The 11185-nt window shown below is 69.6% G+C and carries 8 protein-coding genes; 6 read left to right on the top strand and 2 right to left on the bottom strand.

The features are described from left to right. Window positions 1-448: 448 nt before the first annotated feature. The 3 genes from coaE (at window position 449) to AB0M88_RS51315 (ending at window position 4979) form a co-directional block, all read left to right on the top strand. Complete coding sequence (coaE, locus tag AB0M88_RS51305) at window positions 449-1645, top strand: dephospho-CoA kinase (RefSeq protein WP_364115314.1); 1197 nt, start codon at window positions 449-451, stop codon at window positions 1643-1645. Window positions 1646-1953: 308 nt separating this feature from the next. Further along, complete coding sequence (gene uvrB / locus AB0M88_RS51310; protein ID WP_364115316.1) at window positions 1954-4074, top strand: excinuclease ABC subunit UvrB; 2121 nt, start codon at window positions 1954-1956, stop codon at window positions 4072-4074. A gap of 23 nt (window positions 4075-4097) precedes the next feature. Further along, entirely contained in the window at window positions 4098-4979 is an 882-nt protein-coding gene (locus AB0M88_RS51315) for a GNAT family N-acetyltransferase (RefSeq protein ID WP_364115318.1), read from the top strand. A gap of 11 nt (window positions 4980-4990) precedes the next feature. Here the strand turns inward: AB0M88_RS51315 and AB0M88_RS51320 are convergent, their stop codons facing one another. Then, the gene (locus AB0M88_RS51320) at window positions 4991-5677 is read right to left on the bottom strand and encodes a TetR/AcrR family transcriptional regulator C-terminal domain-containing protein (protein ID WP_364115320.1); all 687 of its coding nucleotides are present in this window, start codon (window positions 5675-5677) and stop codon (window positions 4991-4993) included. Between the two features lie 317 nt (window positions 5678-5994). On the opposite strand from AB0M88_RS51320, the gene AB0M88_RS51325 reads away from it, so the two are divergent. Continuing rightward, on the top strand, window positions 5995-7032 hold the full coding sequence (locus AB0M88_RS51325) for a TerC family protein (protein WP_364115322.1): 1038 nt from the start codon (window positions 5995-5997) through the stop codon (window positions 7030-7032). Window positions 7033-7117: 85 nt separating this feature from the next. On the opposite strand, the gene typA is transcribed toward AB0M88_RS51325, so the two are convergent. Further along, on the bottom strand, window positions 7118-8986 hold the full coding sequence (gene typA, locus AB0M88_RS51330; protein WP_364115324.1) for a translational GTPase TypA: 1869 nt from the start codon (window positions 8984-8986) through the stop codon (window positions 7118-7120). A gap of 161 nt (window positions 8987-9147) precedes the next feature. Between typA and AB0M88_RS51335 the strand changes: the two genes are divergently transcribed. Together AB0M88_RS51335 and AB0M88_RS51340 are read left to right on the top strand one after the other, a co-directional pair. Next, entirely contained in the window at window positions 9148-9966 is an 819-nt protein-coding gene (locus AB0M88_RS51335) for a lytic transglycosylase domain-containing protein (protein ID WP_364115326.1), read from the top strand. Window positions 9967-10128: 162 nt separating this feature from the next. Further along, window positions 10129-10554: a 50S ribosomal protein L11 gene (locus AB0M88_RS51340; protein ID WP_364115328.1), complete on the top strand. Its 426-nt coding sequence runs from the start codon at window positions 10129-10131 to the stop codon at window positions 10552-10554. Window positions 10555-11185 lie beyond the last annotated feature (631 nt).

The following is an 11185-nucleotide window of genomic DNA, read 5'->3' on the forward strand; positions in this document are numbered from 1 at the left end:
GAATCCGCCACCCCATCGGCAGAGATCGCCGCCTAACATCAACACCAACGGATCAGCGCTGGCCGCCTCTTACACCACGCCAGTGGACGTGACCGGATGTACCCGGCCGGGGGGAGGGCTTGCTGGTTCGTTGGTCAGCTTTGCGTGTGCCGTGTTGGCAATAGTTGCGGGCTCTGTTGGCCGTAGGCCAATGCCGGGCCCAGGCTTGGGTGATCTCCTCGCGTCGGCATGATCGAAACATCATGGGTGGCAGGGGAGGCGCAAGCGGGGTGTGCTTGCGCCTCCCCTGCCACCCATGATTCGCTCCCGCCCGGCGCAAGGCGCTCACCCAAACCCAACAACCCCACCCAGATCGCGCAGGCATCTCCGAGCCGAGGCCGGGGGTCTGGGGGGCAGAGCCCCCAGGGTCTTCAACCAGCTCAACCCCCAACCCTGGAATACTGGGCGCGTGCTTAAAGTGGGGCTGACCGGGGGAATCGGGGCCGGCAAGAGCGAGGTGGCCAAACGGCTGGCGCACCACGGCGCGCTCATAATCGACGCCGACAAGCTGGCCCGCGAGGTCGTCGAGCCCGGCACCGGCGGCCTGACCGAGATCGTCGGCCTCTTCGGCGACGGGATCCTCGGCCCCGACGGCCGACTCGACCGGCCCGCTCTCGGCGCCAAGGTGTTCGGCGACGACGAGGCCCGCCGCCGCCTCGAGCGGATCATTCACCCTCGGGTGCGGGCGCGGACGGCCGAGCTCACCCGCGCCGCCTCCCCCGACGCGGTCGTCGTCAACGACGTGCCGCTGCTGGTCGAGACCGGGCTGGCCACCTCCTACCACCTGGTCCTCGTGGTCGACGCCGAACGGGAGAGGCGGATCCGCCGCCTGCGCGAGACCCGGGGGATGAGCGAGGAGCAGGCCGCGGCGCGGGTCGCCGCGCAGGCCGGCGACGACCAGCGCCGGGCGGCCGCCGACGCGCTGATCGACAACAACGGCGACATCGGTGACCTGCACGCGCGGGTCGACGCCCTGTTCCGGGAGCGGCTGCGGCCGTTCGAGGAGCATCACCGGCTGCGCATGACGGCGCCGATCGGGCCGGAGGTCGTGGTCCGCGACCCCGATCCGGGGTGGCCGGCCGAGGCGGCGCGGCTGACCGGGCGGATCCGGCACGCGATCGGGCCGGTCGCGGGGGACGCCCGGGTCACGCACATCGGGTCGACCGCGGTTCCCGGCCTGCCGGCCCAGGACGTCATCGACCTGATGCTGGCGGTCCGCACTCTCGACGAGGCCGACGACCTGGCCGGGCGGCTGGCCGACGCCGGATTTCCGCGCCGGGCGGGGGAGTGGGCCGACCGGGCGCACGGGCGGCCCGGGGAGACCTGGCCGAAGCGGTTGCACGGCAACGCCGACCCGGGGCGTCTCGCCAACCTGCACGTGCGGGTGACGGGGTCGCCGGGGTGGCGGTTCGCCCTGCTCATGCGCGATCACCTGCGCGCGGTGCCGGCGGCCCGCGACGACTATGCGGCGGCCAAGGCGCGCTGGTCGGAGCAAAATCAAAACCGTTTCCCGTACGGCGAGGCGAAGGAGCCGTGGTTCGACGGGGAGGCGCGGGCCGCCGACGACTGGGCCGAAGCGACCGGCTGGCAGCCGCCGGAGTCCTGATCACGGGACCGGGAAAGAGAGGTGGCGCTCGCGGCGGCCGGTCGACGCTTTACGCGCGACCTCCGTGGGTGCGCCCGTCGGGCTAGAGCCGGGGCGCATCGACCACGGGCCGGGATGTCGGACGTGTGGTTATCCGCTGCATCCCGGGCGGCCGCCGCAAGCGGCCTACCCGCAACAGCCTAGGTGTGAGGCGCACCGCAGTACATGCCCCCGAATGTGCACCCTCAGCACAGCGCCGGGGTTGATGTTCGCCCAGGGCGTCCGGCGACCGCGGGAACTTGTCGTACCCCCGACGTACGGTGGTTGCCATGGCGCTCGACATCCCTGTACTCGACGGCCGTTTCGAGGTCATCAGTGAATTCCAGCCCGCCGGTGACCAGCCGGCGGCCATCGCTGAGCTGGAGCGACGGGTCCGGCGCGGCGATCGCAACACGGTTCTGCTCGGCGCGACCGGCACCGGCAAGAGTGCCACGACCGCGTGGCTCATCGAGAAGCTGCAGCGGCCGGCGTTGGTGATGGCTCCCAACAAGACGTTGTGCGCGCAGCTGGCCAAGGAGCTCCGCGAGCTCATGCCCAACAACGCGGTCGAATACTTCGTCAGTTACTACGACTATTACCAGCCCGAGGCCTATATCGCGCAGACCGACACCTACATCGAGAAGGACTCGTCGGTCAACGAGGAGGTCGAGCGGCTGCGGCACTCGGCCACGATGTCGCTGCTCACCCGGCGCGACGTGATCGTCGTCGCCACGGTGAGCGCCATCTACGGCCTGGGCACGCCGCAGGAATATGTCGATCGCGCGGTCCAGGTCAAGGTCGGTGGCGAGGTCGACCGCGACAAGCTGCTGCGCCGGCTGGTCGACATCCAATACTCGCGCAACGACATGGCGTTCCAGCGGGGCACGTTCCGGGTCCGCGGCGACACGCTCGAGATCATCCCGGCCTATGAAGAGCTGGCGATCCGCATCGAGCTGTTCGGCGACGAGGTCGAGAAGCTCTACTACCTGCACCCGCTGACCGGCGACGTGGTCCGCGAGGTCGACGAGCTGATCATCTTCCCGGCGACCCACTACGTGGCCGGTCCGGAGCGCATGGAGAGGGCGATCCGCGGCATCGAGGCCGAGCTGGCCGAGCGGCTCGAGGAGCTGGAGCGGCAGGGCAAACTGCTCGAGGCCCAGCGGCTGCGCATGCGCACGACCTATGACGTCGAGATGATGCGGCAGGTCGGCTTCTGCAACGGCATCGAGAACTACTCGATGCACATGGACGGCCGTTCGCCCGGCGATCCGTCGTTCACCCTGCTCGACTACTTCCCCGACGACTACCTCACCGTCATCGACGAGTCGCACGTGACGATCCCGCAGATCGGCGGGATGTATGAGGGGGACGCCTCCCGCAAGCGGATCCTGATCGAGCACGGGTTCCGGCTGCCCAGCGCGGCCGACAACCGGCCACTGCGGTTCGACGAGTTCCTCGAGCGGGTCGGCCAGTCGGTCTACCTCTCCGCGACTCCCGGGCCGTGGGAGATGCAGCAGGCCCAGGGCGAGTTCGTCGAGCAGGTGATCCGGCCGACCGGCCTGGTCGACCCCGAGGTCGTGGTCAAGCCGACCAAGGGCCAGATCGACGACCTGATGCACGAGATCCGGGTGCGCACCGAGCGCGACGAGCGGGTCCTGGTCACCACGCTGACCAAGAAGATGGCCGAAGACCTGACGGACTACCTGCTGGAAAACGGCATCCGCGTGCGTTATCTGCACTCCGAGGTGGACACTCTGCGCCGGGTCGAGCTGCTGAAGGAGCTCCGCAAGGGCGACTACGACGTCCTGGTCGGCATCAACCTGCTGCGCGAGGGCCTCGACCTGCCCGAGGTGTCGCTGGTCGCGATCCTCGACGCCGACAAGGAGGGCTTCCTGCGCAGCGGCCGGTCGCTGATCCAGACCATCGGCCGGGCGGCGCGAAACGTGTCCGGCGAGGTCCATATGTATGCCGACAAGATGACCCCGTCGATGCGTAACGCGATCGAGGAGACCGACCGCCGCCGGGCCAAGCAGATCGCCCACAACGAGGCCAACGGCATCACGCCGCAGGCCCTCCGCAAAAAGATCCACGACATCCTCGACGACATCTACCGCGAAGCGGAAGACACCGACGCCACGGTCAGCGGGCCGATGGTCGGCGGGGGCGGCCGGCAGATGTCCCGCGGCAAGGCCCCGGTCCCGGAGACCCGGTCGCGTGGCCGCGCCGCGACGGCCACCGCGGCCACCGCGGGCATGGCCCGGGCCGAGCTGGCCCAGCTCATCCAGGATCTCAACGGGCAGATGCTGGCCGCCGCGCGCGAGCTCCAGTTCGAGTTGGCCGCCCGCATCCGCGACGAGATGTCCGAGCTGAAGAAGGAGCTCCGCGGCATGGATATGACAGGCGTCAAATAGTCGAAGTTCGATAGCCTCGATCGATGACCCCGAGGGACGCGCCGTGGTCTGACGTGGGCGGCGACGTGCCCGAGGAGCTGGTGCGGCTCGCGCGGCGGTGCCTGGTCGCCGACGGCGGGTTGCCGCTGGCCGGTGACCCGGGGTTCCTCCGGCGCCGGTGGGGCGCGGTCGGCGCGGTGCGTTTCGGTCTGCGGGGTTCTTCGGGCGAGTTGGCGGCGGCCGCGGCGGTGTGCCCGGGCGCCGAGGGCCCGATCGTCACCGGCCTGGTCGAACCGGCCGTGCGGGGCTGCGGCGTCGGCAGCCGGCTGCTTGATCACGGCCTGGCCGTCGCCGGCTCGCTCAGCCAGGGTGTCGTCACGGTCGAGACCGAGTCGCTGACCGCGCCGGCGGCCGCCCTGTTCGGTTCGCGCCGCCTCCGGCCGGTCTTCGCCGAGGACGTGCTGTGGATCGATCTGACCTGGTTCGGCGCCCGGCCGCGCTGGCCGGCCGGCGCCGCGGTCACGACCTGGTCCGGCGACCTGGCCGAGCGGTTCTTCGAGGTCTACGCGGCCTCGTTCCGGAGCCGCCCCGGCTATCCGGCTCCGGCCGCCGCCGAGTGGATCGCCGAGCACGAGGCCGACGACGAGTTCCGCCCCGGCTGGTCGCTGCTGGCGCACCTGCCGGGCGTCGGCGACGCCGGGTTCGTGACCGGCGCGGTCGGCTGGATCGTCCAGGTCGGCGTGGTTCCCGCCGCCCGCCGCCGCGGCCTGGCCCGCGCCCTGGTCACGGAGTCCCTGCGCCGGATGGCCGCCGCGGGCCAGCCGGAGGCCTGGCTCACCGTCAACGTCAACAACTCGGGCGCCGCCCGCCTCTACCGGGACCTGGGCTTCACCTCGCACGGCCGCCGGGCCCGCTACCAGCTCTGACCGGGCCGTCCCTAGGCGGTCGGCTGGGGAGTGGTGGCGATGCCGGCCAGGAGGGCGCTGAAATACCAGCGCAGCCGCTGCTCACCCGTACCGGAGAAGAGGTCGTCGCGGGCACCGGCGATGTTCGGATAGTCCGCCGGCCGCGCCTCCCGGACCGCGGCCTCCAGATGCTGCTCCTCGCCGGTGGCCTCGGCCGACTCCCGCCGGGTGCCCTGCTCGGCCGCGGTGGCCGTCGCCAGCTGCAGCAGCGGATCGATCCCCCAGGCGGCGGCCCGCGAGGGCACCCCGCCGGCGGCGAGCAGGCCCAGCAGGCAGTCGATCAGACGGAGATAGTTGGGGCCGGACGGGTGCAGCGCCAGGACCGACCGGGCCAGGCTCGGATGGGCCCACAGCATCCGCGTGTAGCGCTCGAGCACGTCGATCACCGCGTCCTGCCATCCGTCGGCGGCGACCGGGGGCAGCGGGGTGTCCCGCAGCAGCTCGTCGAGCAGCGCCCCGTGCAGCTCGGCCAGGTTGTCGACGTAGACGTAGAGCGAGGCCGCCCCGGTGTCCAGCTCGGCGGCGAGCCGCCGCATGGTGAGCCGCTCCAGCCCCTCGGCCCGCATGACCCGCAGGCCGGCGGCGACCACCGCCTCCCGGCTGAGTGGCGCCTTGGCCGGACGGTCACGGCGGCTGACCGGCACGCGGCGTGGAGTCATGATCGCGATCGTAGCGAACACGTTCGGGTGGGGTGAAGCGCCGGCGACGCCGCGGGAAACCCCCGTTAACCGCCGGGATGGGCGGTTCCGAGGGAGACCGGCCCCACGTTTCTCCAGGCTGCCCTAACAGAACGGGTGGGCATGAGACAGAATGGCTCCTTGTAGGAGGGGAGTATTCCTCCGCGCCGGTCTCGTCAGCACGGAAGGCCCACCCGAGGGCCGACCCGGGCCCGGCGGTCGTCCCACGTGATGGGGGCGGCGGAAGAGACCTCCGACAGCCGCACGTCGCTGTGCGCGCCTCAGGGCCACGGGAACCAATGGCCTGTCCGGCGGGCACAGCGCCGCATCGTGTCTGCCGGAGGTTCACGTTGAACGTTTCCACCTGGGTGTGGATCGCCACCCTGGTCGCCCTGGTCGCCGTGCTCGCGATCGATCTTCTGATCATCGGCCGGCGCCCGCACGAGCCGACGATGCGTGAGTCGGGCCTCTGGGTCGCCCTCTATGTCGCGCTGGCGATCCTGTTCGGCCTCGGCGTCTGGTTCGTCTCCGGGGGCCGGGCCGCCGGCGAGTTCTACACCGGCTGGCTGACCGAATATTCGCTCAGCGTCGACAACCTGTTCGTCTTCGTGATCATCATGGCGCGCTTCGCCGTGCCCCGCCGGTTCCAGCAGAAGGTTTTGCTGATCGGCATCGTGCTGGCGCTGCTCATGCGGGGTGCGTTCATCGCCGCCGGCGCCGCCCTGATCTCGCAGTTCTCGTGGGTGTTCTACCTGTTCGGAGCCTTCCTGGTCTACACCGCGATCACGCTGATCAAGGAGAACGGCGAGGACGAGGACTTCCAGGAGAACATCCTGATCCGCTGGGCGAAGCGGGCCCTGCCGGTGTCGGGCAGCTTCGGCGACGGCCGTCTCACGGTGCTCAACAAGGGGCGGCGGCTGTTCACCCCGATGCTCATCGTCATGATCGCGATCGGCACGACCGATCTGCTGTTCGCGCTCGACTCGATCCCGGCGATCTTCGGCATCACCAAGGAGCCGTACCTGGTCTTCACCGCCAACGTCTTCGCGCTGATGGGGCTGCGCCAGCTGTTCTTCCTGCTCGGCAACCTGCTGGAACGCCTGGTCTACCTCAACATCGGGCTGGCCGCGGTGCTCGCGTTCATCGGCGTCAAGCTCTTCCTCGAGGCCCTGCACACCAACACGCTGCCGTTCCTCAACGGCGGCCACGGCGTGCACTGGGCACCCGAGATCCCGATCTGGCTCTCCCTGGTGGTCATCGTCGGCTGTCTGGGCCTGGCCACGGTCGCCAGCCTCGCCCGCGAGCGCAGGAGAGAGCTGGCCGGCCACCGCGGCTGACGGACAAAGCCCCCGCTCACCTCACGGTGGGCGGGGGCTTGCTGTTTTCAGGCGTACGCGGTGAGCAGCCGTGTCACCGGCCGTATCACTGGGCGTGCTTGCGCCGGGCCGCCTGCCGTCCGCGGGTCTGCTGGTCGAGGATGACCTTACGGATGCGCACGGCTGCCGGCGTGACCTCGACGCACTCGTCCTCGCGGCAGAACTCCAGGGCCTGCTCGAGCGACAGCTTGCGCGGCGGGATCAGCTTCTCGGTCTCGTCGGAGGTCGACTGACGCATGTTCGTCAGCTTCTTCTCCTTGGTGATGTTGACGTCCATGTCGTCCTGGCGCGAGTTCTCGCCGACGATCATGCCTTCGTAGACCTCGGTCGTCGGCTCGACGAACAGCTGGCCGCGCTCCTGGAGGTTGGTCATCGCGAACGCGGTCACCACGCCGGCCCGGTCGGCCACCAGCGAGCCGTTGCTGCGGGTGCGCAGCTCACCGAACCAGGGCTCGTAGTCCTCGAAGATGTGGTGCATGATCCCGGTGCCGCGGGTCTCGGTCAGGAACTCCGTCCGGAAGCCGATCAGCCCGCGCGCCGGAACCAGCCACTCCATCCGCAGCCAGCCGGTGCCGTGGTTGATCAGCTCTTCCATCCGGCCCTTGCGGGTGGACAGCAGGCTGGTGATGGCACCCATGTATTCGTCGGGGGCGTCGATGGTCAGGCGCTCGACCGGCTCGTGCACCTTGCCGTCGATCTCCTTGGTGACCACCTGCGGCTTGCCGACGGTGAGCTCGTACGACTCGCGGCGCATCTGCTCGACCAGGATGGCCAGCGCCAGCTCGCCGCGGCCCTGCACCTCCCAGGCGTCGGGTCGCTCGGTCGGGAGGACGCGCAGGGAGACGTTACCGACCATCTCCCGGTCGAGGCGGTCCTTGACCATGCGGGCGGTGACCTTGCCGCCCTTGACCTTGCCGACCATCGGCGACGTGTTGGTGCCGAGGACCATCGAGATGGCCGGCTCGTCCACGCTGATCAGGGGGAGCGGAATCGGGTTCTCCGCGTCGGCCAGGGTCTCGCCGATCATGATGTCGGCGATGCCGGCGACGGCCATGATGTCGCCCGGACCGGCGCTCTCGGCGGGCTTGCGCTCGAGACCCTCGGTGATCAGGAGCTCGGAGATGCGGACGTTGCTGATCGTGCCGTCGGTCTTGCACCAGGCCACGGTCTGGCCCTTGCGGATGGTGCCCTCGTGCACGCGGCAGAGCGCGAGCCGGCCGAGGAAGTTGGAGGCGTCGAGGTTGACCACGTGGGCCTGCAGCGGCGCGCCCTCGGTGTAGGTCGGGGCCGGGATGGTGCTGAGGATCGTGCTGAACAGCACCTCGAGGTCGGTGGCGTCCTCGGGGACGGTGCCGTCCTTGGGCTGGGTCAGCGAGGCGATGCCGTCGCGGGCACAGGCGTAGACGATCGGGAACTCGATCTGGTGCTCGTCGGCGTCGAGGTCGAGGAAGAGCTCGTACGTCTCGTCGACGACCTCCTTGATGCGCGCGTCGGGCCGGTCGACCTTGTTGATGATCAGGATGATCGGCAGCCGGGCTTGCAGGGCCTTGCGGAGCACGAAGCGGGTCTGCGGCAACGGGCCCTCGCTGGCGTCGACCAGCAGGGCGACGCCGTCGACCATGGTCAGGCCGCGCTCGACCTCACCGCCGAAGTCGGCGTGGCCGGGGGTGTCGATGATGTTGATGGTGACGGGCTTCTCGCCACCGGCGGGCTGGTAGCTGATCGCCGTGTTCTTGGCGAGAATGGTGATGCCCTTTTCCCGCTCCAGGTCCATGGAGTCCATGGCGCGGTCGGCCATCTCACCGCGCGCGTGGGACTGGCTCCCCTGGCGCAGCATGGCGTCGACCAAGGTTGTCTTGCCATGGTCCACGTGGGCGATGATGGCGACGTTGCGTAGGTCGGTGCGGGTCTGCATACCTCTATTGTCCCCGGAGATGGTTGCGGTTGCCGTTCCGGGGTTGAATCGACGGGACCGGTTCCGTCACACGCGCGCTTTGTCCGATTCGCCGGGCAGCGCCGGTCGCCCACCGGCTGTTACGGTTCGCCATCGGTTCGGCTCGGGAGGAAAGGTCGTCGATGGCGAAGTCGAGGGTTCGGCATCTGGTCGTGGCGACGGTAGCGCTGCTCGCGCTCGGTGGCTGCGGCTTGTTCGGCGGCAAGGACGACTCGGTGAACGGTGCCGCCCGGGTGGCCGATCAGGCATCGGCTCCGGCGGCCGAGCCGACGACCGACGAGCCGACGGCCGACCCGACGACCGAGGCGCCCAAGCCGACGACGAAACCGACGCCGAAAAAGACGAAGGCGACGAAAAAGCCGGCGAGCACCGCCCCGACGGAAGATCCGTTCTGGGAGCAGCTGCCGGCCTGCGCTCACAAGGACAAGACGAAGCCGGTCTCGATGAGCAAGGTCAAGGCGGCGCTGAAGGACGCGTCCGGCCGCATCTACTGGACCCACGAGGCGCCCCAGCTGAAGCTCAACTACACGCTGGTCAAGGGCGTGTCATACATGGAGAGCGGCTGGCAGAGCAACATCCACAACTGCGACGGCGGCACCGGCATCATGCAGGTCATGCCCGACACGGTCTCCTTCATCAACCTGCGGTTCGGGCTCGACTACGACGCCTCCGACTACAAGCAGAACGCTCTGGTCGGCGCCAACTACCTGGCCTATCTGACCCGCCACGCCGGCGACCTCTACTTCGGCGGCAAATACGACCTCAGCACGAGCAAGTGCAAGACGACCACGTCGTGGTGCCTGCTCAACGTGGTGATCTCCGGCTACAACGCCGGTCAGGGCTCGATCGAGCAGGACGGCGCGACCAAGACCCTGCCCAACCCGCAGTACGTTTCGACCGTCCGGGCCCTGATGACCCGGTGCAAGTGCGACCAGTACTGAGCCCCGAGTTATGCTGGTAGGCGGTACCCGTGACCCCTCCGGCGTTTTGACCGTGTCGAAGCCGCAGTAGTAGGGTCTCGGGGTTCTCGTGTGTTAACTGTCGTGTGTTGATGATGCTGGCGAGCTGCTGCCCGTGCAGCTCACCCTAAGGAGCCCTACGCAATGCCGCCCAAGAAAAAGACCCATGAGGTAACCCTCGCGCTTGAGGCGGGTAACGCCGCGATGGTCGACCTCGGCAAGATGCTTGGTCCGACCGGGGCCAACATGCGTGCCGTGAAGGTGGAATACGACGAGGCCACCGCCAAGAACCGGGGCGAGATCATCCCGGTCATCGTCTCCGTCTACGAGGACCGCAGCCACACGCTGGTCTACAAGACGCCGCCGACCAGCTTCCTGATCCGCAAGTCGCTGGGCATCCAGTCGGGCGCTTCCAACCCGCTGACCCAGACGGTGGGCACGCTGAGCCCGACGCAGATCAAGGAGATCGCGGAGCGCAAGCTGCCCGACCTCAACGCCAACGATCTCGACTCCGCGATCAAGGTCGTCGCCGGCACCGCCCGCTCCATGGGCGTCAAGGTCGCCGACTGACGCCAACGGCGCGACAGTCGCCGAGCGAGGCGTTGACGTGAACGCCGCCGCCGGACGCGACGGCGTGACGGTCAACGACCGAGGCCTCGGCCTGAACGCCGCTGCTAAGGCGACGGCCTGACGGTCGTTGACCGAGCCTCGGCTTGGACGTCGCTGCTGAGGCGACGGCGCGAACGCCGCTGACGGACGCCATGGCGCGACCGACGCGACGGCGCGGCCGCTGCTGACTGAGGCATCTCACCGCGTACGGAAAACGGCCCCGGGGAAACCCGGGGCCGTTTCCATGTGACGCACTCACCCGGCCCGGCCCGGCCCGGCCTTCCGGAGCCCGCCCGGAACCCTTGGCGGCACGCCGGCCGAAACCACGCCGGACGGCCTGGCCGAGAGCCTTGCCGGGCGAGGCTTGGCCGAGTGGCCCGGCCGGTAGCCTTGCTGACCGAGTGGCCCGGCTGAAACCTTGCTGACCGAGGCTTGGCCGAGTGGCCCGGCGGAGGGCCTGGCCGAAAGCCTTGCCGGCCGAGGCCTGGCCGAGTGGCCCGACCGAAGCCTTGCCGGCCGGAGCCAGCCCGGCCGGAGCCAGCCCGGCCGGAGCCAGCCCGGCCGGAGCCAGCCCGGCCGGAGCCAGCCCGGC

Source organism: Actinoplanes sp. NPDC051411 (assembly GCF_040682075.1).
Classification (GTDB): domain Bacteria; phylum Actinomycetota; class Actinomycetes; order Mycobacteriales; family Micromonosporaceae; genus Actinoplanes.

Bases quoted from the DNA above. Each gene is read 5' to 3' on its own strand.
- AB0M88_RS51315 (WP_364115318.1), top strand. From the start codon at position 4,098: ATGACCCCGAGGGACGCGCCGTGGTCTGACGTGGGCGGCGACGTGCCC.
- AB0M88_RS51320 (WP_364115320.1), bottom strand. From the start codon at position 5,677: ATGACTCCACGCCGCGTGCCGGTCAGCCGCCGTGACCGTCCGGCCAAG.
- typA (WP_364115324.1), bottom strand. From the start codon at position 8,986: ATGCAGACCCGCACCGACCTACGCAACGTCGCCATCATCGCCCACGTG.
- AB0M88_RS51325 (WP_364115322.1), top strand. From the start codon at position 5,995: ATGGCCTGTCCGGCGGGCACAGCGCCGCATCGTGTCTGCCGGAGGTTC.
- uvrB (WP_364115316.1), top strand. From the start codon at position 1,954: ATGGCGCTCGACATCCCTGTACTCGACGGCCGTTTCGAGGTCATCAGT.
- AB0M88_RS51335 (WP_364115326.1), top strand. From the start codon at position 9,148: ATGGCGAAGTCGAGGGTTCGGCATCTGGTCGTGGCGACGGTAGCGCTG.
- AB0M88_RS51340 (WP_364115328.1), top strand. From the start codon at position 10,129: ATGCCGCCCAAGAAAAAGACCCATGAGGTAACCCTCGCGCTTGAGGCG.